At 65.7% G+C, this 26,599-nt stretch carries 26 protein-coding genes; 14 read left to right on the top strand and 12 right to left on the bottom strand.

Going from position 1 to position 26,599, the window contains the following annotated elements; translation table 11 throughout:
* Positions 1–44: 44 nt before the first annotated feature.
* The 5 genes from ACNJYA_RS28950 to ACNJYA_RS28930 all read right to left on the bottom strand — a co-directional run bounded on the left by ACNJYA_RS28950 (position 45) and on the right by ACNJYA_RS28930 (position 6,186).
* Positions 45–1,094, bottom strand: a complete 1,050-nt coding sequence (locus ACNJYA_RS28950; RefSeq protein ID WP_260382578.1) for an ABC transporter substrate-binding protein — start codon at positions 1,092–1,094, stop codon at positions 45–47.
* A 65-nt stretch (positions 1,095–1,159) separates the two neighbouring features.
* Positions 1,160–2,269 carry an ABC transporter ATP-binding protein gene (locus ACNJYA_RS28945; protein WP_439364048.1) on the bottom strand — a complete coding sequence of 370 codons (1,110 nt, stop codon included), beginning with the start codon at positions 2,267–2,269 and terminating at the stop codon, positions 1,160–1,162.
* 330 nt (positions 2,270–2,599) lie between these two features.
* Positions 2,600–4,168: a DUF4403 family protein gene (locus tag ACNJYA_RS28940; RefSeq protein WP_439364047.1), complete on the bottom strand. Its 1,569-nt coding sequence runs from the start codon at positions 4,166–4,168 to the stop codon at positions 2,600–2,602.
* 129 nt (positions 4,169–4,297) lie between these two features.
* On the bottom strand, positions 4,298–4,936 hold the full coding sequence (locus tag ACNJYA_RS28935) for a Vgb family protein (protein ID WP_172787204.1): 639 nt from the start codon (positions 4,934–4,936) through the stop codon (positions 4,298–4,300).
* A gap of 29 nt (positions 4,937–4,965) precedes the next feature.
* A complete protein-coding gene (locus tag ACNJYA_RS28930; RefSeq protein ID WP_439364046.1) occupies positions 4,966–6,186 on the bottom strand; it encodes a helix-turn-helix domain-containing protein in 1,221 nt (406 codons plus the stop codon).
* A gap of 90 nt (positions 6,187–6,276) precedes the next feature.
* Here ACNJYA_RS28930 and ACNJYA_RS28925 point away from each other — a divergent pair, with 90 nt between their 5' ends.
* Both ACNJYA_RS28925 and ACNJYA_RS28920 read left to right on the top strand, forming a co-directional pair.
* Complete coding sequence (locus ACNJYA_RS28925) at positions 6,277–7,071, top strand: DUF899 domain-containing protein (protein ID WP_212254580.1); 795 nt, start codon at positions 6,277–6,279, stop codon at positions 7,069–7,071.
* Positions 7,068–7,343 (top strand): hypothetical protein, encoded by a 276-nt coding sequence (locus ACNJYA_RS28920; RefSeq protein ID WP_212254581.1) that lies wholly within the window; start codon positions 7,068–7,070, stop codon positions 7,341–7,343. The genes ACNJYA_RS28925 and ACNJYA_RS28920 overlap by 4 nt, the downstream gene beginning before the upstream one ends.
* A gap of 1 nt (position 7,344) precedes the next feature.
* Here ACNJYA_RS28920 and ACNJYA_RS28915 read toward each other — a convergent pair whose 3' ends face one another.
* The 3 genes from ACNJYA_RS28915 to ACNJYA_RS28905 form a co-directional block, all read right to left on the bottom strand.
* Positions 7,345–8,073: a dienelactone hydrolase family protein gene (locus tag ACNJYA_RS28915; RefSeq protein WP_212254582.1), complete on the bottom strand. Its 729-nt coding sequence runs from the start codon at positions 8,071–8,073 to the stop codon at positions 7,345–7,347.
* Between the two features lie 63 nt (positions 8,074–8,136).
* Positions 8,137–8,571, bottom strand: coding sequence for a c-type cytochrome (locus ACNJYA_RS28910; protein WP_212254583.1), 435 nt, complete (start codon positions 8,569–8,571; stop codon positions 8,137–8,139).
* A 92-nt stretch (positions 8,572–8,663) separates the two neighbouring features.
* The gene (locus tag ACNJYA_RS28905) at positions 8,664–9,389 is read right to left on the bottom strand and encodes a L,D-transpeptidase (RefSeq protein ID WP_212254584.1); all 726 of its coding nucleotides are present in this window, start codon (positions 9,387–9,389) and stop codon (positions 8,664–8,666) included.
* A 273-nt stretch (positions 9,390–9,662) separates the two neighbouring features.
* Between ACNJYA_RS28905 and ACNJYA_RS28900 the strand changes: the two genes are divergently transcribed.
* The 3 genes from ACNJYA_RS28900 (at position 9,663) to ACNJYA_RS28890 (ending at position 12,218) form a co-directional block, all read left to right on the top strand.
* Entirely contained in the window at positions 9,663–10,715 is a 1,053-nt protein-coding gene (locus tag ACNJYA_RS28900) for a glycosyltransferase family 4 protein (RefSeq protein ID WP_172787211.1), read from the top strand.
* Positions 10,716–10,748: 33 nt separating this feature from the next.
* Positions 10,749–11,438, top strand: a complete 690-nt coding sequence (locus ACNJYA_RS28895; RefSeq protein WP_439364045.1) for a methyltransferase domain-containing protein — start codon at positions 10,749–10,751, stop codon at positions 11,436–11,438.
* A gap of 120 nt (positions 11,439–11,558) precedes the next feature.
* A complete protein-coding gene (locus ACNJYA_RS28890; protein WP_172787213.1) occupies positions 11,559–12,218 on the top strand; it encodes a hypothetical protein in 660 nt (219 codons plus the stop codon).
* Between the two features lie 308 nt (positions 12,219–12,526).
* Here ACNJYA_RS28890 and ACNJYA_RS28885 read toward each other — a convergent pair whose 3' ends face one another.
* Positions 12,527–14,191 (bottom strand): aminotransferase class III-fold pyridoxal phosphate-dependent enzyme, encoded by a 1,665-nt coding sequence (locus tag ACNJYA_RS28885; RefSeq protein ID WP_439364044.1) that lies wholly within the window; start codon positions 14,189–14,191, stop codon positions 12,527–12,529.
* 35 nt (positions 14,192–14,226) lie between these two features.
* On the opposite strand from ACNJYA_RS28885, the gene asd reads away from it, so the two are divergent.
* Together asd and ACNJYA_RS28875 are read left to right on the top strand one after the other, a co-directional pair.
* Positions 14,227–15,090, top strand: a complete 864-nt coding sequence (gene asd / locus ACNJYA_RS28880) for an archaetidylserine decarboxylase (protein WP_212254588.1) — start codon at positions 14,227–14,229, stop codon at positions 15,088–15,090.
* A gap of 64 nt (positions 15,091–15,154) precedes the next feature.
* On the top strand, positions 15,155–15,718 hold the full coding sequence (locus ACNJYA_RS28875) for an NUDIX hydrolase (RefSeq protein ID WP_439364043.1): 564 nt from the start codon (positions 15,155–15,157) through the stop codon (positions 15,716–15,718).
* Positions 15,719–15,875: 157 nt separating this feature from the next.
* Here the strand turns inward: ACNJYA_RS28875 and ACNJYA_RS28870 are convergent, their stop codons facing one another.
* Positions 15,876–17,321 (bottom strand): FecR domain-containing protein, encoded by a 1,446-nt coding sequence (locus tag ACNJYA_RS28870; protein ID WP_439367527.1) that lies wholly within the window; start codon positions 17,319–17,321, stop codon positions 15,876–15,878.
* Between the two features lie 310 nt (positions 17,322–17,631).
* Positions 17,632–18,411: a DUF2147 domain-containing protein gene (locus ACNJYA_RS28865; RefSeq protein WP_439364042.1), complete on the bottom strand. Its 780-nt coding sequence runs from the start codon at positions 18,409–18,411 to the stop codon at positions 17,632–17,634.
* A 194-nt stretch (positions 18,412–18,605) separates the two neighbouring features.
* Between ACNJYA_RS28865 and ACNJYA_RS28860 the strand changes: the two genes are divergently transcribed.
* Positions 18,606–19,505 carry a DUF2147 domain-containing protein gene (locus ACNJYA_RS28860; RefSeq protein WP_212254591.1) on the top strand — a complete coding sequence of 300 codons (900 nt, stop codon included), beginning with the start codon at positions 18,606–18,608 and terminating at the stop codon, positions 19,503–19,505.
* Between the two features lie 56 nt (positions 19,506–19,561).
* Here the strand turns inward: ACNJYA_RS28860 and ACNJYA_RS28855 are convergent, their stop codons facing one another.
* A complete protein-coding gene (locus ACNJYA_RS28855) occupies positions 19,562–19,684 on the bottom strand; it encodes a hypothetical protein (RefSeq protein WP_257187567.1) in 123 nt (40 codons plus the stop codon).
* A gap of 132 nt (positions 19,685–19,816) precedes the next feature.
* On the opposite strand from ACNJYA_RS28855, the gene ACNJYA_RS28850 reads away from it, so the two are divergent.
* The 6 genes from ACNJYA_RS28850 to ACNJYA_RS28825 all read left to right on the top strand — a co-directional run bounded on the left by ACNJYA_RS28850 (position 19,817) and on the right by ACNJYA_RS28825 (position 26,569).
* Positions 19,817–21,019, top strand: coding sequence for an extensin family protein (locus ACNJYA_RS28850; protein WP_172787218.1), 1,203 nt, complete (start codon positions 19,817–19,819; stop codon positions 21,017–21,019).
* Between the two features lie 165 nt (positions 21,020–21,184).
* Positions 21,185–21,781, top strand: a complete 597-nt coding sequence (locus tag ACNJYA_RS28845) for a histidine phosphatase family protein (protein ID WP_439401112.1) — start codon at positions 21,185–21,187, stop codon at positions 21,779–21,781.
* Positions 21,782–21,986: 205 nt separating this feature from the next.
* On the top strand, positions 21,987–23,285 hold the full coding sequence (locus ACNJYA_RS28840; protein WP_439401111.1) for a M20 family metallopeptidase: 1,299 nt from the start codon (positions 21,987–21,989) through the stop codon (positions 23,283–23,285).
* Complete coding sequence (locus ACNJYA_RS28835) at positions 23,282–24,121, top strand: ABC transporter permease (protein ID WP_172787221.1); 840 nt, start codon at positions 23,282–23,284, stop codon at positions 24,119–24,121. The genes ACNJYA_RS28840 and ACNJYA_RS28835 overlap by 4 nt, the downstream gene beginning before the upstream one ends.
* A 21-nt stretch (positions 24,122–24,142) precedes the next feature.
* On the top strand, positions 24,143–25,153 hold the full coding sequence (locus ACNJYA_RS28830; protein ID WP_439401110.1) for a taurine ABC transporter substrate-binding protein: 1,011 nt from the start codon (positions 24,143–24,145) through the stop codon (positions 25,151–25,153).
* Positions 25,154–25,213: 60 nt separating this feature from the next.
* Positions 25,214–26,569: an amidase family protein gene (locus tag ACNJYA_RS28825; RefSeq protein WP_439401109.1), complete on the top strand. Its 1,356-nt coding sequence runs from the start codon at positions 25,214–25,216 to the stop codon at positions 26,567–26,569.
* Positions 26,570–26,599 lie beyond the last annotated feature (30 nt).

Here is a 26,599-nt window from a genome sequence, read left to right as displayed (position 1 = left end):
ACATTCTTCCCTCCGCCTGTGCCGCACGCCGGTACTGTCGCGCGCTATTTCGCGGCCCACTTGTTGAAGCGCTCGGTCAGGCGGTCGATGTTCTCGAGCCAGAAGGCGACGTTGATCTCGACCGCGTTCTTGATGTTGTCGGGCGCTGTCGGCAGGTCCTTCAGAACGGCGGGCGGGAGCCGGCCGGCGGCGTCCTTGTTCGACGTCCCGTAAGCAATGTTCTCCGACAGCTTGGACTGGTTCTCCGCCTTGCCGACGAAATCCAGGAACTTGTAGGCCGCGTCCTTGTTCGGGCTCCCCTTCAGAATGACCCAGCTGTCGAGGGTGAACAGCGCGCCGTCCCACACCATGCCGAAGTTCTTCTTTTCGTTCTTGTTCGCGGTGTCGATGCGGCCATTGTAGACCGAGGTCATCGCCACCTCGCCGGAGGCGAGCAATTGCGGCGGTTGCGCGCCGGCCTTCCACCAGACGAGGTCGCCCTTGATGGTGTCGAGCTTCTGGAACGCGCGCTCAACGCCCTCGTCGGTCGCCAGCACGTGGTAGACGTCCTTTGGTGGGACGCCGTCGGCCATCAGCGCGATCTCCAGCGTGGTCTTCGGACCCTGACGCAGAGCGCGCTTGCCCGGAATCTTCTTGGTGTCGAAGAAGTCGGCCCAGCCCTTCGGGGCCTCCTTCAGCTTGTCCTTGTCGTAGCCGAGCACGAAATCGTAGAGGATGGCGCCGACGCCGCAAGGATTGACCGACGGCGGGATATAGGCAGCCTCGCCGCCGATCTTGGAATAGTCCAGCTTCTCGAACAGGCCTTCCTCGCAGCCGACCGCGAGCTCGTCGCTCTCGACCTGGACGACATCCCAGGTGGCGGCACCTCCCTGCACCTTGGCGCGCAGCACGCCGACGCCGCCGTCCCAGGATTCGTCGTTCATCGCAACGCCGGACGCCTTCTTGAACGGCTCGAAATAGACCTTCTTCTGGGCCTCCTGATACGCGCCGCCCCACGAGACGACGGTGAGGTCACGCGCCTCTGCGATCGTGGCCAGCGCAGCACTGGCGCTCAGTGCCGCGGCGAAACCCAGAGCAATCTTGCGCTTCAGCATGGTCTTCGTTCCTTCTTTATGTGAGTTGCGTTGACATTGATTGTTTCAGCTTCGCCGGCGGCAGATCAGACCGGATCGAGGGCGAGGCAGTCCTCCGGGCGGAAGGTGATGAATACGGTTCCGCCATGTTTCAGGCTGTCATGCGCTCCCGGCTGAAGCTTGACCATGAACTCGGCGTTGCCGGCGACATCGAGCACGGCCAGCGCGTGATCGCCGAGATAGATCGTGTTCTGGACCGTCGCCGGGAGCCGGTTCGGTCCCTCACCGGAATTGCCATTCGTGACGATTGCGACACGCTCCGGCCGCACCGACAGGGAGGTCGATGCGCCCGCGCCTGACACGTTGACCGCCCGCGCTGTCACGGTGCCGCCACCGGCCAGCGCGATGCTGCAATAGTCCTTGTCGATCGTCTCGACGGTGCCGGCGAGCACATTGTTCTCGCCGATGAAATGGGCGACGAAGCTGTTCACGGGATGCTCATACAGCGCGTCGGGGCGGTCGATTTGTTGCACGATGCCGTCGTTGAAGACGGCGATGCGGTCCGACATGGTGAGCGCTTCGCTCTGGTCGTGGGTGACATAGACGATCGTGATGCCCATCGTCTCGTGCAGCTGCTTGATCTCCAGCTGCATCTGCTCGCGCAGACGCTTGTCGAGGGCGCCGAGCGGCTCGTCCATCAGCACGAGCTGCGGATTGAACACCAGCGCGCGAGCCAGCGCCACGCGCTGCTGCTGACCGCCGGACAATTGCCCGGGCCGCCGGTGCGCCAGGGTTTCCATCTTGATCATGCGCAACGCCGCGTTGACGCGCTCTTGCGTTTCCGCCTTGCTCGACTTGCGAACCGATAGCGGGAAGGCGATGTTTTCCGCGATCGTCAGGTGCGGAAACAGCGCGTAGTTCTGGAACACCATGCCGATGTCGCGCCTGTGCGGCGGCACGTTCTTGATCGGCCGGTCCGCCAGGTAGATCTCGCCATGGGTCGGCACCTCGAAGCCGGCCAGCATCATCAGCGTGGTCGTCTTGCCCGAGCCCGAGGGGCCGAGCAGGGTGATGAACTCGCCCTTCCTGATATCGAGGTCGAGGTTCTTCACCACGAGATGCTCGCCATCATAGGTCTTCTGAATGCCTGAAAAACGCACCAGCGCCGGCGCAGGCGTGACCATGCCGGCTTCCATGTTGTCCTCGCGTTGTCCCCTACAATGCCGTGCGAGATTAGCATCCTGCAGCGAGAATGCCAGCGGCGCAAGCGACGAGGAATTGTGAGGGTCCGGTGAGTGGCGGGACGATCCCTTATGAAAGCTTTCCCTGCGGCCATCCTTCGAGACGCCCGCCTTGGGCGGGCTCCTCAGGATGAGGATGGAGGGCGTGGCTGCAGTTTCAGAGGGCACTGACGTCGAATAGCCTCATCCTGAGGAGGCGTGTAAGCGCCGTCTCGAAGGACGAGGCGTGCGCGCAGGCCGCTGCAACAAGTCAAATGCGACGGCCCTGCGACGAGCAGGGACGCGCTACATCCCCGACAGCTTCGTCACGAATACGTTCAGCGCTCCGCCGGCTTCGGCGACCACGCGCAGCGTCTTGGAATCGAAGGCGATGTCGGCGAGTGTCAGGCTGTCGATCTTGGCCTCGACCTTGAGGCCGTCCTCGCTCTTCTGGTAATCGGCGATCGCGGCCGCGATCTTCTCGCGGGCGTTGGCAGCGATCGGCTTCAGATCGAGGGTTGCCTTCTGCAGCAGCGCCTGCTGCATCTGCGGCATCACCGCGCGGGCGGCGGCACCCAGGAGGCCGAAGGCAGCCTCGGATTCCACGGCGAGCTGGATGTCGGTGAGCCGCAGCGTCTGCTGCGCCTGGTCGAGCACCGGCCGGCCCCAGATGTGCACATTCGCCTCGGCGCCGAGGCCGAACCAGCTCTTCTTTTCCTTGGCGCGCACCAGAAGCGAGATCAGCAGCCGGTCGCCCGAGGGGATGACGTTGGCACTCTTGACGGTGACGTCGACCGGGCCGGAGCCGTCCTCGGGATAGGTGCGGCCGACCATCTGGGCCGCGATCAGCTTGTTGATCTCGGTGAAGGGCACGTCGATCGGCACGCCGATGTTCACGCCGGTGCCGGTCGGCGGCACGATCGAGATCTTGTCGGGGAATGGACAGTCCGGCTTGGTCTGCGTCGAGGTCACGCGTGTCTCGGCTTCGAGGCCGAGCAGCAAGGTCACGGCCTGCGCATCGACGCGCGGCTGCGCCGCGATCGCGCGCACCGGCTTCATCTCGAGCCAGAGCGGCGGCAGCGCTGCCGAAGCGCTGGATCCTTGCAGCGGGATCGAGCGGCAGGCCTTGATCCATTGCGCTTTCGCATTCTCGCGCAGGCTGGGATCGCTGCGGATGCGCTCCGAGACGGCGTTGATCTGCTCGCCGACAGTCTTGTCGATCAGCGGCTTGACCTGCGCGGGCACGTTGACCTTGGCGCCGGCGACGTTGACGTTGGTGTCGCCGAGATTGACCTGGGCGCCGAGGTTGGGCTCCAGATGCCAGGCGGCGGCGAGCTTCGGGCGCGAGGTGACGACGACGTTGCCCTTGATCTCCGCGCTCGCGTTCAGGTTCTTGATGTTGACCGCGCCGATCCGCTTCGCGGCGTCACCGCCGAGGACGCTGCCGAGCGCGTCGCCAAGCGCGCCGGTGGCCTTCGACGACAGCGAGCCCGTCACGTTGAGCTTGCCGGTGAGCGGCGTCGAGATCGTCAGCACGTCCTTGTCGCCGTTTGCCGCCATCGGGCCGCGGACGGCGGACCAGCCGATATCGGCGTTCTCCAGGATCTGCGAGATCGGGTTGTCGGCCTTCCCGGCGAAATTGCGCGGCGCGGCTTTCTCGGCCTGCTCGCGGATCGCCGACAGCGCGATGGCGACCGGCGCGATCACGATGGAGCTCTTCGAAGCCGGCGGCAGCGGCGGCAGCTGCGCGACCGGCGGCGCCGAATTCGTCGCGCGCGGCGACAGCAGGTCCATCGCCTTCAGGCTGATGAAGAACGACGCCGCGAGCACCGCGACGCCGATCAGGATTGTCTTCAGATTCCACGTCAGACGCATCAATCCCCCAAGCCGCCCGGGCGGGGATTCTACAGGGCGGGCGAGGAGGGCGCTAGAGCGCACCGGTGGGGTGGAATTGGGGCGAACAGGTTAACGGGTGTGAACGGGACGTTGCCGCGTATTGCGGGCCTAGCCGTGCCGCGGACGGCGGACCGCTCTCACCTTGCCGCGATCTCCGCCACCGCAATAGAAGCGGTCACCGCCGTCGGACTCCAGGCCCGAGACCATGGTGCCAGCGGGCATGTCGAGCTGCTCGAGCACCTTGCCCGTTTCAGGATCGATCCGCCTGATATCACTGTCCTCGCCTTCCCAGGTGCCATGCCAGAGCTCGCCATCCACCCAGGTCACGCCGGTGACGAAGCGCTTGCTCTCGATGGTGCGGAGGATCTTCCCCGTCTCGGGATCGATCTGATGGATCTTGCGCTCGCGATATTGTCCGACCCAGAGCGAGCCCTCGGCCCAGGCCAGGCCGGAATCGCCGCCGCCGCCGGGCGCCGGAATCGTGCCGAGCACCTTGCCCGAGGCCGCATCGATCTTCTGGATGCGGTCCTCGGCGATCTGGAACAGATGCCTTCCGTCGAACGCCGTTCCCGCATGAGCGGCGACGTCGATGGAGCGCGCGATCTTGCCGTCGGCCGGATCGACCGCGTTCAACTTGTCGCCGGAGGCGAACCAGACATGCGTGCCGTCATAGGTGACGCCATGCACGGCCTCAACGCCTGGAAAGGGCCCATACTCCGTGACGATCTCGGCGGCTGAACGTTTCATGTGCTCGATCCCTGTGCTCAACGCGCATCCTATGTCTTCAGGAGCGGTGTGGGGAGTAACAAGCCTGTCGGGAAACCGGGGACGGGCGGTGTCATCCAGCGGCGCGCCCGTCCGTGTCCGAACGATTGCACCTTGCCCGACCGCGCCAGGTCTTCGAGGGCGCGCTGCACGGTGCGCGGGCTGATGCGAAGCGCAAGTGCGAGTGCCGAGCTCGACCACGGCTCGCCGTCGGCGAGAAAGGCGAGGACAGCGGCGTGCTTTTCCTCATCGGGCCGCGCCAGCACGAGGACGTCGCGCGTCTTCCGCGGCGCCAGCACGAAGCCCTGCTGCGTCGCGCTGATGTCGGCCAGCGGCTCGAGCTGGGTGCGGAGCCGTCCGATCTCGACGCGCAAGCGCGCGCGGTGCGATTCGTCGGCGTGCCTGGCTTGAAATGCGCCCGAGATCAGCGTCTCGCGCGAGACATCCGCGGGCCATGCCTGCGCCAGGAGACGCGCGAGCGCGAACAGCACGGGACGCGTTCCGAGCGACACCGCGACGCCTTGCCTGCGGACAACGTGATGGAAGGTGTCCACGACGAGCGCCGTCGAGGTCGCCAGCCGTTCGACCTCTCCCAGCAACAACGGATGTTCGCTGCCGCGCGCGATCAGGCGTGCTGCCGGCGTGACGAGGATCAGGTTCGCGCTGTCCACCTCGGCCAGGAGCGCCGGGATGCTGGCAAGGCGCGCCGCGTCAGCCGCGCGGCTGAGCGCCGCGCGCGCGTCTTTCGTTCTGAGTCGCCTGATGGCGATGCCGGCGACCACGAGTTCGCGGACGACTTGGGACGCGGGCGGGAGCGGCGTGGGACGGACCTCGGCCAGCGTGCGCTCGGCCTCGTCAAGGCGCCCGACCAGAAGCAGGCGGCGCGCCTCGATATGGCCTGCATGGGCGGCATTGACGAGATCGCCGTGCTTTTCGAGCGTCGCGCGGGCCGCCGCGAGCGTCTTCACCGGCCAGTTCAGATCGCGCGAGACCAGCGCGATCTCGGCTTCGGCCACCAGGCACCTTGCGCGTGCCACCGCCTCGCGCGGTCCGAAGGCGCGCGCAGCGCTCCGCAGCAGCGTCTTGGCCTTGGCGAGATCGCCGAGCTGCGCCATCGCGATGCCGCGGAGCGCCAGCGACGGTGCGTCGTTGCGCAGCGCGACGCGGTTCAGCGCGCCAAGCGGATCGCCGGCCTCCAATGCGCGCGCGGCGGCCGTGATCAGCGACTCCATGTCAATCCCGCCACACTTGTTACTCCCACCGCGCAACCGCTTGGTGCCAGAAATTGTTGGCAGGACGTCAAGCAAAAGCTTTGGAGAGTCATGATGACATCAGCAGAAAAGGCCGGAACCAACGGACAGACCGCCATGCAGACCCCGCCGGTGGTGTCGGCGCACGACTGGGAGGCCGCCCGCCAGCAACTGCTCGTGAAGGAAAAGGCGCATACCCGTGCCCGCGACGCCCTGGCCGCCGAGCGCCGGCGCATGCCATGGATGGAAGTTAGCAAAACCTATGCGTTCGAGGGGCCCGGCGGCAAGGTCAGCCTGGCTGATCTGTTCCAGGGCCGGCGACAGCTGATCGTCTACCGCGCCTTCTTCGAGCCCGGCGTGTTCGGCTGGCCCGATCATGCCTGCCGCGGCTGCTCCATGGTGGCCGACCAGGTCGCCCATGTCTCGCATCTGAACGCCCGCGATACCACCCTGGTGTTCGCCTCGCGCGCGCCGCAGTCCGACATCGTCAGGCTGAAACAGCGGATGGGCTGGACCATGCCCTGGGTCACGGTCACCGACAGCTTCGATGCGGATTTCGGCGTGGACGAATGGCACGGCACCAACGTGTTCTACCGCGACGGCAACCGCATCTTCCGCACCTATTTCGTCAAGAGCCGCGGTGATGAACAGATGGGCGGCACCTGGAACTATCTCGACATCACCCCGCTCGGCCGGCAGGAGGTGTGGGAGGATTCGCCTCCGGGCTATCCGCAGACCCCGACCTACAAATGGTGGAACTGGCACGACAGCTACACAGACGGTGCGGCGCCCGACAAGAAATGGGTGGAGATCTCGGACGCCGGCGAGAAAGCCTTCCGCGAGGAGGCTGCGGGAGAACGGCAATGACCGGTCCGGTCAGCGCGGCCCCCAGCGTCAGCCCCGACGCTGTGGCGGCCGCGCGCCACCTCGCCAGATGGCTGGGCCTGGCGGCCACGCCGACCTTCGCGATGATGGCACTGCTGACGGCCATGCTCGGCGACGGCCCGGCGGATACGCTGTGCAGCGCCGGGCAGGGCTCGCTGCTCGGCGGGATGGTGCCGATGTATCTCCTGATGAGTGCGTTTCATGCAGCGGCTTGGCTGAGGTTGATCGCGGAGTGGCGGGGCGCAGCCGCCTAGACTAGCGCAGCTTCAGCCCAAACACTTCCTCGAACAGGCCGAGCATCGCGGCCCATGACCGCCGATCCGCGGCGGCATGGTAGGCGTGGTTCGGCAAGGCGGCGCCGACGAGCTCCGGATTGGTGAAGCCATGCGCCGCGCCGCCATAGACGTTGACCTGCCAGTCCACGCCGGTCCTGCGCATATGCTCCTCGAAGCTGCCAAGCTGGGCCATCGTCACCAGCGCATCGGCGGCGCCGTGGCAGACAAGAACCTTGGCCTTGATATGGGCAGCACGATCCGGCTTCAGGCTCGTGAGTCCGCCATGGAAGGAGACGACTGCGGCGAGCGTCGCGCCGGTTTGCGCCAGCTCGAGCGCGGTGGTGCCGCCGAAGCAATAGCCGATGGCGGCAAGCGTCATGACGTCGACCGCCTCGTGCCCTGACAGGGCGAGGTGCGCCGCCTGGGCCCGCCCGCGCCAGCGCTCTTCGTCGGCTCGCAGCTCGTTCATCAGCTTGATCGCTTCGGCGACGTCGGGCGCCGTCCTGCCGCCGCCATAGAGATCGGCCACCAGCACGGCGAAGCCGAGCCCGGCCAGTCGTTCCGCGCAGGCGATCGCATGCGTCCCGATTCCGCGGGCGTCGGGAAACAGCACGACGCCGGGGCGCCGGCCTGATGTTGCGTCGTCCGTGACCAGGATGCCCTGGAGCTCGGCGGTGTTATCGCGATAGGGAAAGGGTGTTTGTGTCATGCGCGTGCCATGGCTGCTGAAGCCAGGCTAGCGAGCAACCGCAAGCCTGCGCAAGTGCTGCCTCTAGCGCTGCCCTGCCGCCGATTGCAGATAGGCGATCACGCGGGTGGCCTCTTCCGCCGAGATACCGCCATAGGGCTGCATCTTGTGGCCGGACACGACCTCGTCCGGCTTGACCATGAAGCGGGTGAGCTTGTCCTGGTCCCAGGCGAAGCCGGCGTCCTTCATCGACGAGGAGTAATTGTAGTCCTGCAGCGAGCCGGCCTTGCGTCCGACGATCTTGTTCAGATTGGGACCGAGGCGATTGTCGCCCTCCTTCATGGAGTGGCAGGTGCGGCAGGAATTGTTGAAGGCCTGCTGGCCCGTGTCGTCAGGCGCGGGTTGCTGCGCGAGCGAGCAGGGCGCGGACACGAGCAGCGCCAGTGCTCCGGCGCCGGCGAGGGCGTGCAGCCATGGGCGTTGCGAGGGGTGCCTTCGTGGTCGCATTTGCGCCTCCATCGGGATCGCGCCGCAGCACGCGGGATGTCGAGGGCAAACGAAAACGGCCCCGGTGGGTTCCGGGGCCGTTCGCGTCATGATGTCCTGTCGTTTTAGCGGTTCGTGGCGCCGAGGTCTGCACGACGCTCGGTCATCGGCAGCACGATCACCTTGGTGCCGACGTTGACGCGGGAATAGAGGTCGGTGACGTCCCCGTTGGTCATGCGGATGCAGCCGGAGGAGACGCGCTTGCCGATGGTTTCGGGGGCGTTGGTGCCGTGGATGCGGTAGATGGTGCCGCCGAGATACATCGCGCGGGCCCCCAACGGGTTGCCGGGGCCGCCGGCCATGTGGCGCGGCAGATAGGGCTGGCGGGCGATCATCTCCGGCGGCGGAGTCCAGGCCGGCCACTCGGCCTTGCGGCTCACCGACTGGACGCCGGACCAGGTGAAGCCGTCGCGGCCGACGCCAATGCCATAGCGCAGCGCCTGGCCATTGCCGAGCACGTAATAGAGATAGGTGTTGGGCGTATCGATGATGATCGTGCCCGGGGCTTCGCGCGTTGCGTAAGAGACGGTCTGGCGGCGGAAGCGGGCCGGCATCTCGACCGCGTCCTGATCCTCGGACGGCTCGGTCTGGTAGGGCGCCTGATAGGGCTGCTGATACGGTTGATAGGGCTGCAGCGGCTGCGGCGCGGTCATCGGCGGCAGCGGCTGGAAGAACGGGAAGATCTGCACCGGCGCCGCCTTGGCTGCGCTCGCGAACGCGATGGCGGAGACCGCGACTGCACTGAGCGCAACGGCACGCGAAAACGTCTTGAACGTGTCCAGATTGAACATGTGATCGCCCCTGTTTGCTCGGTGTTTTGCTCACCGCGGCACCATTGCGGTGCTCCGTTGCCTAAAGTCCTAACGGCAAAACGTTTCGGGACATTTGCGCGCAAAACCGAAAACGGTTTCACGGCGGCAAGAATTGTTTCATGACAGTTTCGTGGCTCCGCGGGCCCGTTAACGAACAAAACAGCACGCCGACACTTCTGTGACGTCACACGCCTGAAATATCCTTCGTTGATGGTCGATGCCTGAGAATCATCAAACTCTCGGGATTTTCCCATGCGGGTATTAATCGCGACCGACGCCTGGCATCCGCAGGTCAATGGGGTGGTGCGCACCCTGACCTCGCTGGCGAATGCGGCCAAGGCCCTCGATGTCGAGATCGACTTCCTCACCCCCGACGGCTTTCCGTCCTGGCCGCTGCCGACCTATCCGGGCCTGCGCTTTGCGCTGCCGAGCGGAAAGGAGATCGCGCGGCGGATCGAGAGGTGCGCGCCGGAGGCGCTGCATATCGCCACCGAAGGCCCGATCGGCTGGGCCGCGCGCGCCTATTGCCGCCGCAACCGGCTCGCCTTCACCACCTCCTACACGACGCGCTTCCCGGAATACGTCTCGGTGCGGACCGGCATCCCGGCGGGGGTCGGCTATGCGGTGCTGCGCCATTTCCACGATGCCGCCGCGATGACGATGGTGGCGACGCCCTCGCTGCGGCAGGAGCTGTCCGAGCGCGGCTTCAAGCGGCTCGGCTTTTGGACGCGCGGCGTCGACACCGAGCTGTTTCATCCCGACGCTCCGGCTGAGCTCGACCTGCCGCGCCCGATCTTCATGACGATGGGGCGCGTGGCGGTGGAGAAGAATCTCGAAGCGTTCCTCTCGCTCGACCTGCCCGGCACCAAGGTCGTCGTCGGCGACGGCCCGCAGAAGGCGGCGCTGGAGAAGAAATATCCGGACACGGTATTCCTCGGCGAGAAGAAGGGTGCGGATCTCACCGCGCACCTCGCCTCCGCCGACGTGTTCGTGTTTCCGAGCCTGACCGATACGTTCGGCGTGGTGCAACTCGAGGCGCTCGCCTGCGGCACGCCGGTTGCGGCGTTTCCGGTCACGGGACCGAAGGACGTCATTGCCGATCACCCGATCGGCGCCATCGACCACGATCTGCGCACCGCGTGCCTGCGCGCGCTCACCATGTCGCGTCAGACCTGCCGCAATTTCGCGCTGGAGCGCTCCTGGGAGAACAGCGCGCGCCAGTTCGTCGGCAACCTCACCTCACTGCAGCCCAGCCGCGTCCTGCGCGCCTCGCCTCGCATGGCGCGGCGGCCGGTACGCGGTTGATCGTCCATTCGAACCACAGCGAGAACCTCATCGATGGCTAAGATCATGAACCTTGACGGCACCCAGCAGCTCGACCTCACGCGCGGCACGGTCGAGCAGGCCTATGACCGCTGGGCGCCGGTCTATGATCTCGTGTTCGGCGGCGTGTTCGCCAAGGGCCGGCAGGCCGCGATTACGGCCACCAACAAGATCGGCGGCCGCGTGCTCGAGGTCGGCGTCGGCACCGGCATCTCGCTGCCGCTCTACGCGCCGAACCTGCGCATCTTCGGCACCGACATCTCGGAAGCGATGCTGGACAAGGCGCGCCGCCGCGTCAGCGAAGGCAATCTGAAGAACGTCGAGGGCCTCGCGGTGATGGACGCCGAGAAGCTCGAATTCCCCGACAACTCGTTCGACGTCGTGATGGCGCAATACGTCGTCACCGCCGTGCCGAACCCGGAGAAGGCGCTCGACGAATTCGCCCGCGTGCTGCGTCCGGGCGGCGAATTGATCATCCTCACCCGCGTCAGCGCCGACACCGGCATGCGCCGCTTCATCGAGCAGAAGCTGCAGCCGGTGGTGCGTCCGCTCGGCTTCCGCACCGCCGAGTTCGCCTGGTCGCGCTACGCCAAATGGCTCGCCGGCGCGCACGGCATCGAACTCGCCGAGCGCCGCTTGATTCCGCCGCTGGGGCACTTCTCGCTGGTGCGCTTCCGCAAGGTCGACGTCGCCAAGGCAGCGTGAGCTCACGCGTCGCGTGCGTCATCGCGCCGCTGCACATCGTCACATGACAAAATGATGATGTCACACGGCCTACATCGAATCTCTGTAAATCCTGAACCCGAAAGCATTTTGGGGGAGAGCATGATCAAGAACTATCTCGAGCAGCTGCGGATCCAGCGCTGGGACGACCATCGCTACTATCACCACAGCCGCATCAATCAGAGCCTGCACTTCGTCAGCGCGCTGAGCTTCCTCTTCGCCTATGTCTGGCTGTTCATCGATCCCGTCGTCTCCGCCCTGGTCGGCTGGCTGGTCTCGATGACCTCGCGCCAGGCCGGCCACTTCTTCTTCGAGCCGCACACTTACGACCACATCAACCAGGCGACGCACGAGTACAAGGAAGAGATCAAGGTCGGCTACAATCTACAGCGCAAGGTGGTGCTGATGGCGATCTGGGCGCTGTCGCCGCTGGTCCTGGTCATCGATCCCACCCTGTTCGGCCTGTTCACGCCGTGGGCCAGCGCGACCGATTTCATGCGGCAGGTGGCGAAGATCTGGCTCGTGGTCGGCGGCGGCGGCCTGTTGTTCCGCACCGTGCATCTGTTCTTCATCCGTGACGTCGAGACCGGCCTCGTCTGGATGACCAAGATCCTGACCGACCCGTTCCACGATCTGATGCTCTATCGCGGCGCTCCGCTCGCCTTGATGCGCGGCGAACTGATGGACCCCGGCCTGCACCTCAACCCCGAGCACACACTGGGCTTCATCGACGAGCCGGTGCTCGAAGAGCAGCACGCCTGAGCGCGCTGGTCCCACCAAGCACTTCGATGTCCAATGGTTGCGTCATGCCCGGGCTTGTCCCGGGCATCCACGTGTGGGGGGCAGTCGCTGCGGCTTCTTCGCCTCGCCCCGCCTGCGGGGAGAGGCCGGAACGCGTCGTAGATGCGATCCGGGTGAGGGGGAGTCTCTGCGGGGGCGCTGCCAGACGGTCGTCCGCCAACTTTCACCGCGCGCGCGGAGAGTCCCCCTCACCCCAACCCTCTCCGCGCAAGCGGGGAGAGGGGGAGGATGGACCTCGCCCCGGAATGACGGTTGTAAGGGGAAGGGCCTCAGCGCCCGAAGCGCTTGGCCAGCATCTCTTTCAGGATCTGGCGCTTGATCTGCTTGTTGGTGAGCGCGCCGTCGTGCCACCAGAAGCCGTCGGCCTTCATCTTCTGTGCGGCGCGAACGAAGCGGTCGGCGACTTCGGTGAAGTCGGCGTCGGTGTAGTTGAGGCTGAAGATCAGCCGGCCGGTGCCGACCCAGCTCAAGGCCAGGCCCTCGGCGCGCAGGTAATATTGCAGCATCCAATTGTAGCGGGACGGCGTGGTGTATTTCACCGTCCAGATCGAGGAGAAGTTGGCGAAGCGCACCGGCAGGTCGGCGTCCGTCATCATCTGGTTGAGCTTCTTTACGCGCCCGTTCCAGGTCTCCTCCAGCCCGTCATAGACCGCGCGGAAATTCGGGCTGGCGAGGCGGCTCAGGAACTCGTCCATCGCCGTCATGACGTAGGGGTGCGAGTTGAAGGTGCCGCGGGCGAAGCAGATGTCGGCGGGGCGGTCGTCGCGGAAGCGGCGCATCAATTCGCGCGTGCCGCAGACCACGCCGACCGGCAGGCCGCCGGCGAGGCTCTTGCCGTAGGTCACCATGTCGGCCTTGACGCCGAAATATTCCTGGGCACCGCCGGCGGCGAGGCGGAAGCCGACGAAGACCTCGTCGAAGATCAGCACGATGCCGCGCTGGTCGCAAACCTCGCGCAGCTTCTTCAGCCACTCGGTGTACGCCGCGCGATCGAAATTGCCGCCGCGGGAGGAATCGACCAGCGAGGAATCGCCGGGTGCGTTGGCGTTGGGATGCAGCCCCTGCAGCGGGTTGACCAGCACGCAGGCGATGTCCTTGCGCGTGCGCAGGACGTGCAGAGTCTTCTCCGACATTTCGGCGAGGGTGTAGGTCTCGTGCGCAGGAATGGGATTGCCGACGCCCGGCTGCACGTCGCCCCACCAGCCGTGATAGGCGCCGGCGAAGCGAACCAGATGCGTGCGCTTGGTGTGGTAGCGCGCCAGCCGCACCGCCTGCATCACGGCTTCGGTGCCGGACATGTGGAACGAGACCTCGTCGAGGCCGGAGATCTGGCAGAGCCGCTGCACATTCTCGAGGATGACGGGATGGTAGGGGCCGAGCACGGGGCCGAGCGCATGCGCGCGCTTCTCGGCGCCCTCGATGCACTCCTTGTAGAAATCGTTGCCGAAGATGTTGACGCCGTAGGAGCCCGTGAGGTCGTAAGCAGTGTTACCGTCGACATCGGTGACGGTGACGCCGCGCGAGGATTCCATGAAGGTCGAGGTGCCCAGATGCTCGCGGACGAGACGCGAGAACTGGAACGGCACGCGGTAGCTTTCGGTGAAGTTCAGGTCGGAGATCGTCTCCGCCGCTTCCTTCGTCATCGCGCGGCCCTTGGGGTAGCGCTCGGCGTAAAGCCTGGCGAGACGGAAGAAGGCGTCCTTGCGCTGCGCTGCGATGTTCGCCGGCGCGCCGTCGCATGCGAAGTACTGATCACCCGCGAACTCGTAGAACGGCAGCAGCCGCGCCACCCTGCGCGACATCTTGGAGTGCCCGGCGAGCGAGCGGTGCTTGGCGCGGGAGAGCTCGACCCGCGCCTTGATCTTCGGGAGGACGGCGGCAGCGGACGCTGCGGCGGCCACGGACATCGAGAGAATCGGGAGTGTCGTTTCCATGACAACAAGCGCTAAACCTGTGAGCTGACAGATTCATGACAGTCAAAGCCCTCATCGCCTCTTTCACCCAGCAGGAAGACCTCAACTTCCTGCTGACCAATCGCATCCCGCGCGCGGCCCTGACGCGCTTCATGGGCTGGTTCTCCAAGATCGAGAATCCCCTGGTGCGGGACTTCTCGATCGCGCTGTGGAAGCTGTTCTCCGACCTCGATCTGTCGGAAGCGCGCAAGACGCATTTCAGGAGTCTGCACGACTGCTTCACCCGGGAGTTGAAGCCGGGGCTGCGGCCGTTCGATCCTGATGCTGCGGTGGTGGCGAGCCCCTCGGACGGCATCGTCGGCGCTCATGGGAAAATCGCGGACACCGAGCTGTTCCAGGTCAAGGGCGCGCCCTATTCGCTGCTCGATCTCGTCGGCGATTCCGCGCTGGTCGAGCAGCACCGCAACGGCTCCTTCGTCACGCTGCGGCTGACCTCGAGCATGTATCACCGCTTCCATGCGCCTTATGATGCGCATATCGAGCGGGTCACGCTGATCCATGGCGACGTCTGGAACGTCAACCCGATCGCGCTCAAGCGCGTCGAGCGGCTGTTCTGCAAGAACGAGCGCGCGGTGATCCGCACGCATCTGTCGACCGGCGAAGCCGTGACGCTGGTGCCCGTTGCGGCCATCCTGGTCGCGAGCATCCGCCTGCACTTCCTCGACATGGTGCTGAACGCGCAGACGCGCGGCCCGGTCAATTTTCCCTGCGACGTCAACGTGACCAAAGGCGAGGAGCTCGGCTGGTTCGAGCATGGCTCGACCATCATCATCCTCGCGCCCGGCGATTTCACCTTCTGCGACGGCATTGCCGAGGGCACGCGCATTCGCGCCGGTCAAGCGCTGCTCAGAAGAAAGTAGCCTTCAATCCGCCGTCCCTGCCGCCTATATCGTCTGGCGGGGGCGATTCGATACGGATGTGGTGATGGCGCGGGCGCCGGTCATGGCGGCGGGTGGTATTGTGCTGCGGCGCGGGCCGGTGCCGCTGGTTGCAGTCGTGCGCCAGCGCAAGCGCAACGAATGGGTCCTGCCCAAGGGCAAGCTCGATGACGGCGAGACGCCGAAGGAAGCCGCGCATCGCGAGGTGCTGGAAGAGACCGGCCACGACGTCGCCATCCACGAATTCTTGGGCACGCTCGTCTACCAGTCCGGCGGCCGCTCCAAGGTCGTGCATTTCTGGCGGATGGAGGCCGACGGGGGCCCCGTTCGCAAGCTGACGAACGACATCAAGGCGGTCGACTGGCTGACGCTGGACGAGGCGATCGCGCGTCTGTCGCGCGAATATGAGCGCGCGTTCCTGACCCAGATTGGCCCGATTGCGCTCGCGGCGGCGGGGCTGCCGCCATCGCCGCGGCAAGAGCCGACGCCGTCGAACGACGACGTGGATGCAGCTTTGCAGACACTGACACCCGCCGAAGCAGCTTCCGTCGACGAGCTGCGGCAAGGCCTGTTGCAGAAGGTGAAAGCCTGGCTGCGCGGCGAGGCGTGAAGTCTCGACCCGAGCGCTCGCAGCTGAGACGGAGAGGTTAGCGTCAACTTTCTCCACACCGTCATTGCGAGCGCAGCGAAGCAATCCAGAATCTTTCCACGGAAGGATTCTGGATTGCTTCGTCGCAAGGGCTCCTCGCAATGACGGAGAGAGCGGGTCACCGCCGCTCTTTCTCCTTCGGGGCGGGCGCGGGTCTGCGCGGCGCTGCGGGACGTTGCGCGGCGGGGAGGCGTGGCTGGAAGGTGCTGGGGCGCTGCATGCCCGGCTGCTGAGCCGCAGGCTGGGCCGGCTGCAGGCCGGTGCGCGGCAATGGCTGCTGCGGGCCGGCTGGCTGCGTCCCGCCCGGTTGCGGCGGCACGATTCCTCCGGGCTGAATCTGTCCACCACGCTGCGGCTGAATTTGCGGCGTGTTGCTGGGCGCCGTGCCCTGTCCGGCGCGCGGCGGGCCCGTCGGGCGACCAGCGCCCTGTTGCCGTTGCCCTTGCCCCTGCCCGGCACGCGGCGTGCCCGGCTGCACCGCGCCGCCGTGTTGTCCTTGTCCCTGCCGCTGCGGCGGCTGCGCGCCTTGCTGTGTTCCCTGCCGGCCCGGCGTGCCCGGCTGCTGCTGACCCGGACGGTTGTCCTGACGCGGCTGGCCGTTCGGCCGTTGCGGCAATTGGCCTGGGGCCGTCGTCGGCCGCAATTGTTGCTGCTGCGGCGGTTGTGCCGGCCGCGGAATGCGGCTGAGCGCCGTCGGGTTGGCGCGACGGAAGTCGCGCTGCTCGATGACGATCTGCCGGCCCGCGGTCTGCGCCAGATGCACCTGGCTGACAAAGCCGCGGTCGCGCGCGATCTGCGGCGCGGGGATCGTGATCGGCACGGCCGCAAAACGCATGACGCCGGCGGTGGCCGCGCCCGGGCGGATCGCAAAGCCGCTCGCGGCTTGCGTCAGCGCGCCGAGCCGCGCGCCGCTCGAGCGGTCGTCGACATCGATGTGGCCGACGCGGCCGTCGGCGTCGGGATAGAGCTTGATGTTGACGTTGCTCGCCCTGTTCGCCGCCGCGCCTTCGGGCACGTCGACGACCCCGGTGGTGCCGCGGATGCCGAGCGTTGCCGTTGGCGTCGTGATCTTCATGTCGCCCGTCTTCGCCACCGCGGCCGCCACGAAGGCAACCGTGCCCTTGCCGACGTCGAAGATCGCCGAATTCTGCTTGCCGCCGTCTTCATAGACGTAATTGTCGATGGTGATCTTCGCGCTCGCCGAGAGATTGAACGTGGTGGCGTCGTTGAAGGTGATGCCGAGCGCGGAGTTCGACGAGGTCTGCACGACGTCGTTGAGATAGATGTCGTCGCGCACGCGCAGCGGATAGGAATTCTTGTCGCGGATCACGGTCGCGATCCCCGTCACGGTTGCGACGTTGCCGATCGGCTCGACGGCAGCGGGCTGTGCGTCTGCGGACGGTGTCGGGGCGGCCGATGGCGTCGGCGAGGGTGCGGGCGTTGGCTGGGCTTGCGGCTGCGCCTGTGCGAATTCGATCGTCTCGGATGCACGAGCCGCGCTGCTGCCCGCCAGCGGCAATGCCGGCAGCACGAGCGCGAACACGAAGCGGCGCCAAGCCAGCATTGATGTCACGAGGAAGTCCCGATGAGAGCGTGAGGCGAGATCGGTTATATCAGCCGGACAGAGCTGAATGACGGATGAATGTGTGTGGCACAGGAGAGGCGAACGTTCAAAGGAGCGCGTTGCTCGCGAATGGGATTCAGTCTTCTCCGCAGCGTCATGGCCGGGCTTGTCCCGCCTGCGCGGCCGAAGCCGCTACGGCGCGGCGAAGGCCCGACCATCCACGCTTTGCGGCACTGAGAACGTGGATGCCCGGGACAGGCCCGGGCATGACGAAGAGTGTGCGTGTGTGGGAGCTGACCCGCTCCGCGCGTCAGCTCACGCGCTTCCAGGTCTGGCCGCCGCAGAACATGCCGCCGAAGGCGCAGCCCTGCACGCGCATCGCGTTCGGACCCTTCATCGAGATCGTCGAGTCGTAATTGCGGCCGGAGTTGGGATCGCGAATGCGGCCGCTCCACTTCGATCCCTCGGGCTTCATGTTGATCAGGATGCGTTCGTTGGTCTTCTCGGCATAGCCGCAGAGATTGGCGCCACACTGCTCGACGCGGACATTGCCCTTGTTCTCTTCGGTCGCCCAGACGCCGATCGGCGAGTTCGCTGCAGCCACGGGCGCGGCAGCCATCGGAGCCGGCGCAGGAGCCGCGGCGACGGGAGCGGGTGCGGCAACAGGCGCGGGCGCCGCGACCGGAGCCGGCTGCGAGTTGTCGAAGCCGATAGAAGGAGCGGCAGCAACAGTCGCGGTTGGGGCGGCGGGCGCGGCCGGCGCGGTCGCCTGCACCGGCGCCTGCGGCACGGGCTGCTGCTGCACCGGAGCCGGCGCGGGTTGCGCCGTCGTGGGCGCCGGAGCCGGCGTGGCGTCGACGTCATCGTCCTTGGAGCCACCGAGGCCCTTGAGGTTGATGTTGTTCAGCTTGATCGGCTTGTCCGACAGACCCGGCGCGACGATGGTCACGCAATCGAGCGAAGCGCAGTTGCGCGGCGTCTCGATGCGGATGTGCTGGCCCTCGATCTGGAACGAAATCGAATTGCCGGCATGCGCGGCGGCGGTCGAAGCGAGGAAGAGGGCGGTGGCGGCGATGGAGAGCTTGCTCATGACAACCTCCGAAAATGGCGTGGTCCCGAGATGGACCGAAGTCGCTGGTGGATGAAGCGTGGTTCGACCCTACGCTGGGGCGGCTTGGTGTTCTGTGATGGGCGTCACAACGACCTGATGCCGCCTGGGTGATGCAGCGCACATTCGGCCGTGCCTGCGCCGCGTAACGTCGTCGCGACACCGAGGAGACGCAGATGCCGCGACTTGCGACCTGGCTTGCCACCTGTCTTGGTACATCGATCGCCCTGCTGGCGATGGCGCCGACCGCGCAGGCCGGCTCCTACACGTTCTCGATCGGCGGCCACCGGTTTCATGTCGAGGCGCCGCGCAATTGCCGATCCTCGTCCTGTGTCACCGTGTCCTCCAATCGCGGCCTTCGGCCATCGGACGAGGTCTCCACAGCACCGGCCTTGCAGCCGGCGCCCGCGCCGGTAGTCCAGGCACCGCAGCCAGCTTGTCCGGCGGCAGCGGTCAAGCCGCCACAAGCGGCTGTGGTCGTGCCGCCACCGGCGCCTCCCGTCCTTGCCGCGGCGACGTCGCAGCCCGTTGCGCCACCGCCGGCGCCAAGCTTTGAGATTTCGAGAATGGAGACGCTGAGCCCCGGTCCGCCGCGGGTTGATCTGGAGCGGATCGATCGGCCGAAGACCGCCGCGCTAGAACCGCCGCGCATCGTGCCGCCGGTCATCGTCCCAAGCGCCGAGATCGATCAGACCACAATTGTGGCGCAGGTCAGCGGCGACGACAGCCATGCGCCGCTCGGCGAATGGGAGAGCGCCGGCGCCAAGGGCACCGTCCGCATCGAGCGTTGTGGATCCGCATTGTGCGGCTACGCGCTCAGTGAAGCCTCGGGCCGGGGCGAGAGCGTGCTCGTCAACATGAAGCCGAAGAAGCACGATGTCTGGACCGGGAGCATCTACAGCCGTTCCAGCGGCAACACCTATTACGCGACGATGAGGTTGAAGAGCCCCTCGAAGCTGCACGTCGAAGCCTGCGCGCTCGGCCGCTTCTGGTGCTCCGGCAACGACTGGACGCGGGTCGAGGTGCCGCGGGAGGAGATCACCGCCTCGTCGCAGCCCTCGCGCACGCGGTCGTAGTGTTTTTCCTGCCCTCCAGGGCGGTTGAGCGAACTGTCGTGTGTTGATCAGCGCTTCTAAATCATCCCGAGCACGATGGCGCCGACGAAGGCCATGGCGAGGTAGGCGGTGATCACGCTCAGTCTGCCGGCGAACGTCATGAGGTCGCTCCGCTGGTCGCGCTTTGCCGCGGCCGTCATGGTTAACAGAGAGTCTCTCACCGAAAAAGTCAGTCTTGCTGTCGCTCATCGGCGGTAGCGGCCGCAATGGTTAAGAAATGCTGAAATCGACGTGTTGAAGAGTCTTTAAGTAAATTCACCGAACGTGCGTGCATGACGCGCGGAGTTCGTTTGTATCTCGTCGGCTCCATCGTCCTTGTTTCGCTAGCGGGTTGCGGTCGCGGCTTCTTCCAGGCCGAACGTGAACCGTGGCGGGCCGAGGCGGAAGCCGCATGCCTGAAATCGGGCGCGGTCAAGGAAAGTGCGGACATCGTCCGCATCGACCCGATCTCCGGGCCTGGCAGCTGCGGCGCCGAGTTTCCGCTCAAGGTCGCCGCCATCGGCGAAGGCTCCAGCACCTATGGCTTTGCCGACGAGTCGCTGCGCCCGCCCGGCAGCATCGGCAACCAGCCGCGTTGGCCGGTGCAGCCGCAGTCGAACTATCCGCAGAGCCAAGGCTATCCCGCATCGTCCTATCCGCAGCGCTCGAACTATCCCGAGAGCGCGGTGCGCCAGCCGGCCGGCTATGGTGCATCGTCGGGGCCGATGTCGCTGAACGCACCCGGCGTGGCCGCGCAGGAGGACGAGATCGATCTGCCGCCCGAGGGTACCGACGCCGCGGGTGCGGCGCGCTACATGAACGCACCGAGCTATCCGGCTCGTCCGGCGCCTTACTCGCAGGCGCCGGCACAGCAGCCGCTGCCGCGTCTTGGTCCTGCGCAGGGCAATCCCGTCGCGAGCGTTGGTCCCGTTGCGATCAAGCCGACCGCGACGCTCGCCTGTCCGATCGTGTCCGAGCTCGACCGCTGGCTCGCCGACACGGTGCAGCCTTCGGCGATGCGCTGGTTCGGCGTGCGCGTCGCCGAGATCAAGCAGATCTCCGCCTATTCCTGCCGCGGCATGAACGGCAATCCGCACGCCCACATTTCAGAGCACGCCTACGGCAATGCGCTCGACATTTCGGCCTTCGTGCTCGCTGACGGACGCCGCGTCACCATCAAGGACGGCTGGCGCGGCATGCCGGAAGAGCAGGGATTCCTGCGCGATGTGCAGTCGGGTGCGTGCGCGCATTTCAGCACCGTGCTGGCGCCGGGCTCGAACGTCTACCACTACGATCACATCCACGTCGATCTGATGCGCCGCGCCAGCCGCCGCCTGATCTGCCAGCCCGCCGCCGTGTCGGGCGAGGAGGTCGCCTCGCGCGCCCAGTCGCGCAGACCCTATGCAAGTGCGCGCGAGCCGTCGGTGACCGGTTCACTCGGTGCGCGCAAGAGCACGATGCACAAGCGGGAAGAGGACGAGTACGCCGACGATTAGGCATTACCTTGCGAAAATCGACCTCCACCGTCATTGCGAGCGGAGCGAAGCAATCCAGACTGTCACCGTGGCGGCAGTCCGGATTGCTTCGTCGCATCAGCGCAAAATTGCTTCGCAATTTTGTCGCGAGTTCCTCGCAATGACGAGGAGAGACTGAGATTCATTATGACCGCCGACATCGTCCGCTATCTCACCCACCCGCAGGTGCAAATCGATCCCGATGTGCCGGTGCCGCAATGGGGCCTGAGCCCGCTCGGCCGCGCGCGCACCGAGGCCTTGGCGAATGCAGGCTGGCTCGCAAGCACCAAGCAGATCGTCTCCAGCGGCGAGCGGAAGGCGATCGAGACCGCCGAGATCATTGCCGCTCGGCTCGGACTCATGATCGAGATCCGCGAGGCCATGCACGAAAACGACCGTTCGGCGACCGGTTTCCTGAAGCCGGCCGAGTTCGAAGCTGTCGCCGACCAGTTCTTCGCCGCGCCTCATCTCAGCGTGCGCGGCTGGGAGCGCGCTGCGGATGCACAGGCGCGGATCGTGCGCGAGGCTGAGGCAGTGCTGACGCGAAACCGACCCGGCGACGTCCTGTTCGTCGGCCACGGCGCAGTCGGCACGCTGCTGTTCTGTCACTATTCCGGCCATTCCATCGATCGCGTCCACGATCAGCCGGCAGGCGGCGGCAACTACTTTGCGTTCGCGCCGGAAGGGCGTCGCATCCTGCATGAATGGCGCAGGATGGAAGACCTGGGGTCAGCGGCCGGCTGAGGCCCGGCTGTTCAGTGGACGCTGCGTCTTCGGCAAAGCCCAGTTGAGGCGCAAAAATTTGCGCCGTCCCGATTCGCCTCCAACTCATTGAATCAAAATCGCTAATCGGGCCAGGACGGGCTTTTCCCGCGATTGGCACGGTCGCTGCAATGATGGTGCTGAAACGAAGCAGCGCAGCCGGCGCTGTGAGCCAGCGGAACCCATCATGCAGATGCCCGTCGCCCCGCCCTACTCCGATCTCGAGCAGCGCGTGCTGTCGCGCATCACGGAGCAGCGATGGCTCGACCTTGCCTCCGAGCTGATCCGAACCGGTCAGCCGCGCTCCGGCAATCCGCTCGATCCCGATCTGCCGCCGGCCGAGGAGGAGGCGATCTCGATGCTGGTCGCGGGCAAGCTCGAGGCCCTCGGCATGGTGGTCACCAAGCACAGTGCGCAGCCGCACCGGCCGAACGTGCTCGGCGTGCTGAAAGGGCGGGAGGGCGCCCCGTCGCTGATCCTGAACGATCATCTCGACACCTATCCGGTGGTCGAGCCCGAGAAATGGCACATGACGGATTTCGATCCGTTCAAGGCGACGCGCCATGGCGATCTGCTCTACGCGCGCGGCACGTCGGACACGCGCGGCAACCTTGCCGCATCGCTGCTCGCGGTGCAGGCCTTGATCGAGGAGGGCGTGACGTTCGATGGCACCTTGATGTGCTGCTACACCGTCGACGAGGAGCGTAACGGCACCGAAGGCTCGATCTACATGCTCGAGAAGGTCGGTCTCACTGCCGACTACGAGATCACGGCCGAGCCGACTGCCTGGGGAGATGTCAGCAAAGACTGGGGCATCAACCTCTCGGTGGCCAATTCCGGCCACTGCCTGATCGAGGTCACGGTCGAGGGAATCAAGTCGCACATTTGGCGGCCCGATATCAGCGTCAACGCCATCATGGAGGCGGGCAAGCTGCTGCCCAAGCTGAAGGAGATGGCGTTCACCCACGTGCCGAGCAAGTTCATGGGGCATACGTCGCCCTGCTGCTCGGTGGTGCGCATCCGTGGCGGCCTGCCCGGCGAGATGCAGTTCTCGCCGGATGCCTGCACCATCACGCTCGCGGTGGTCGGCATCGTGCCGGGCATGACGCTCGCCAGCGTGATCTCCGACATCGAGCGGCTCGGGCTGGAAACATTTGCCGGAATCAACGACGTCAAGGTCGGAGTGCGCCAGGTGCCCGGCTCGCTGTTCGTCAACGCGACCGAGCCGGTGCCGGTCGAGGAGGAGCCCTGCCGTTCGCTTCGTGCGGTGTATCGGCGGCTGATGGGCCGTGAGCCCGGCGTCAATCGCAAGAATGCCTTCAACGACACCATCCGCTTCCGCGAAGCAGGCATCAATGCGGTCACCTTCGGTCCGGGCGAGGACGGCTGGGCCGTCGACAACGAGAACATCTCGATCACCAAGTCGGTGATGGCAACGCGGATCTATGCACTGACCATCATGCAGATCTTGGGAGTGCGCACATGAGCGTCGAGGCAAGTCCCATGGCCATTCCGATCTCGGCCGACCGTACACGGCGGGGCAGCTTGCGGCTGCCAACAGTGTCGCGGTCGGTGCTGCTCTCGACCCTCACCGTCGCCCTGCTGCTGGCCGCGTGGGTCATCGTTACGGAGATGGGCTGGGCCAACGAACTGTTCCTGCCGAAGCCGCAGGCGGTGTGGGCGGCATTCGTCAAGACCATGACGAAGGGCTACCAGGGCGCCACGCTGCTTCAGCATCTCGGCGCCAGCCTCTACCGCATCCTCGTGGCCTTCGCGTTGGCCTGTCTCGTCGGCATTCCGCTCGGCGTGCTCATGGGCGTCTCGAAAAATGCCCGTGCGCTGCTCAATCCGTTGATCGAGTTCTATCGTCCGCTACCGCCACTTGGGCTCTATACGTTGCTGGTGATGTGGCTCGGCATCGGCGAGAGCTCCAAACTGTCGTTGTTGTTCCTTGCAGGCCTGCCCGGCATCGTGATTTCGACGATCCAGGCCGTCACCAGCGTCGATCCCGTCTACGTGCGTGCCGCGCAATCCCTTGGCGCAACCCGGCGCCACCTGCTCTTTCACGTCTACCTGCCCGCAGCGGGACCACTGATCCTCGCCGGGATGCGCATCTCGCTCGGCTTCACCTACACCGTCCTCGTCGCCGCCGAGATCGTCGCGGCCTCCGCCGGCATCGGCTGGATGATCTGGGATGCCGCGAAATTCCTGCTGTCCGACGTCGTGATCATGGGCCTGATCGTGCTTGGCCTGACCGGCGTCGTGCTCGACCTGATGATGCGCGGAATTGCGAAATTACTGATGCCGTGGGCCCGAACCTGATCCTGATCGAGGAGAGATGAGATGATGAAGAGACTGGTTGCGACGCTTGCATTCGCTGCGCTGACGCTCTCGGCCCCCGCTCGTGCCGAGGACAAGCCGGCCAAGGTGACCGTCGGCTATCTGAATTTGGTGAACGCGCAGCTCGTCACCAAGCATCTCGGCCTGCTGGCCAAGGAGATGCCTGGTGTCGACATCAAATACGTCAAGATCGGTGGCGGCGGCGACATGCTGCGCGCGATCGCCGGAAACGACGTCGATTTCGGCGGCCTCGGCAATCCTCCGACCGCGATCGGCGCGACCCGGGCCCTGCCGATCAAGGGCATCCTGGTGATCAATCTGCTCGACTATGTCGAGTCGATGGTGGTGCGCACCGACAAGAACATCAATTCGCTTAAAGATCTTAAAGGCAAGACGGTCGCCGCGCCGTTCGGATCCACCACACATTACCTGCTGTTGCAGGCATTGAAGGACGACGGCGTCGATCCTGCCTCGCTGAAGATTATCGATCTCGCACCCTCGGACATCGCCTCCGCCTGGCTTCGCGGCGATATCGATGCCGCCTGGTTCTGGGAGCCGAACCTCGACAAGGCCGTCAAGAACGGCGGCAAGATCCTGATCACCTCGGGTGAGATGACCAAGCGCGGCTATCCGACCTGGGACATCGGCGTCGTGATGAATGCTTTTGCGGAAAAATATCCGTCCTACGTCGAGAAGTTCATCAAGGCCGAATGCGAGGGGATCGATTTCTGGCTGAAGAACCCGGAGAAGACGGCCGAGATCATCGCCGAGGAGCTTTCGCTGCCGCTGCCCGATGCGATGCGAATGATGAAGGGCACGGGCATGGTCCCTTGCAACCAGCAGCTCACCGAGGACTATCTCGGCACAACGATAAAGAAGGGCAAGTTCGTCGACACGCTGGTCTCCACGGCCGACTTCCTGGTCAAGCAGGAGCGTCTCCCGAAGCTGCTGCCGCGCGCCGGCTTCGAAGCCTTCATCCAGCCGGCCTATATCGAGAAGGTGATCGGCCGTTGACGCCTGCTGCCGGCGGGCTTGTCTCGCCGGCGCGCCCTGTTCCCATAAGCATGTGACGCCATGGATATCTCGCCTCGCCATCTTCGCGCTGCCTATCGCAACGGCACGCTGAAGCCGTCAGACGTCGCCGCGCACGTGCTGTCGCGCCTGACTGATGCCGACCAGAGCGGTGTCTGGATATCGACGGGAAGGCCCGAGAGCGTCATGGCCGCGGCGCGCGCGATCGATGCCCGCGTCGGCGAGATCGATGAGCTACCGCTCTATGGGCTCGTATTCTCGGTCAAGGACTGCATCGACGTCGCAGGTGAGCAGACGACGTCGGCCTGTCCGGAATTCGCCTATGTGGCGGAGGATACGAGCCCCGTGGTGGCTGACGCGATTGCAGCCGGTGCGATTTATGTCGGCAAGACCAATATGGACCAGTTCGCGACCGGGCTCGTCGGCGTCCGCTCGCCCTACGGCATCGCCCGGAATCCATACAACGCAGACTACATTCCCGGCGGCTCCAGCTCGGGCGCGGCGGTGTCGGTCGCCACCGGCACGTCGTCGTTCGCGTTCGGCACCGACACCGGCGGGTCGGGCAGGGTGCCTGCGTCCTATTGCGGCGTGACCGGCTTCAAGCCGGCGCCGGGCGCGTTCAGCCAGCGCGGGATGGTGTATGCGTGCCGGAGCTTCGACACGATCTCGCTCTACACCCGCGATCCCGCCGACGGCTATGATGTCTATCGCGTGCTGGCGCGGCGCGATCCCGCGGACGGCTTTTCGCCGCTGGAGTTCGCCGGCTGGACAGAGCAGGCGTCCCCGGCGCGGCCGCTGAAGATCGCAACGCCGCGCCTCTATCAGCTCAAGTTCTTCGGCAATCCAGAGACGGAGAGGCTGTTCGGCGACGCGCTGCACCGGCTGCGCCGACTCGACCTGCCGGTCGTGCCGGTGGATTTCTCGCCATTCACCTCGATCAACGATCTGATGTTCTTCGGGCCGTTTCTAGCGGAGCGTGATGTTTCTGTCGGCGCCTTTCTCGACGCCCATCCCGGTGCAGGGGTCAAGATCGTGCGCGATCTCGTTCTCGGCAGCCGGAAGTTCTCGGCCGCCGATGCCTACCGCGCGTTCTACGAAGTCAAGGACGTCCAGCGTCAGCTTCGCGGCTTCTGGGAAGCTCACGATGCGCTGGTGGTGCCGACGGTCGGCACCGTCCTCAGCATTGATGAAGTTGCGCGCGATCCGCTGACGGCCAATTTCAACAACGGTTATTACACCAACTACGCCAATCCGCTCGGGCTCGCCGCGATTGCGGTGCCGAATGCGATGACCGGGGCCGGCGTGCCCTATGGAGTCACGTTCCTGGCGCCGGCGGGGCGGGAGCGCCTGCTCGCTGACCTCGCTTGTGCGTTCACGGCTGCGGCGGCCGTGCGTTGAGCGGTCGCAACGCGTTGCAATCGGATGCGA

The organism is Bradyrhizobium sp. BLXBL-01 (assembly GCF_051853025.1).
Lineage (GTDB): Bacteria > Pseudomonadota > Alphaproteobacteria > Rhizobiales > Xanthobacteraceae > Bradyrhizobium.
This window is presented reverse-complemented; position numbering and strand designations above follow the sequence as displayed.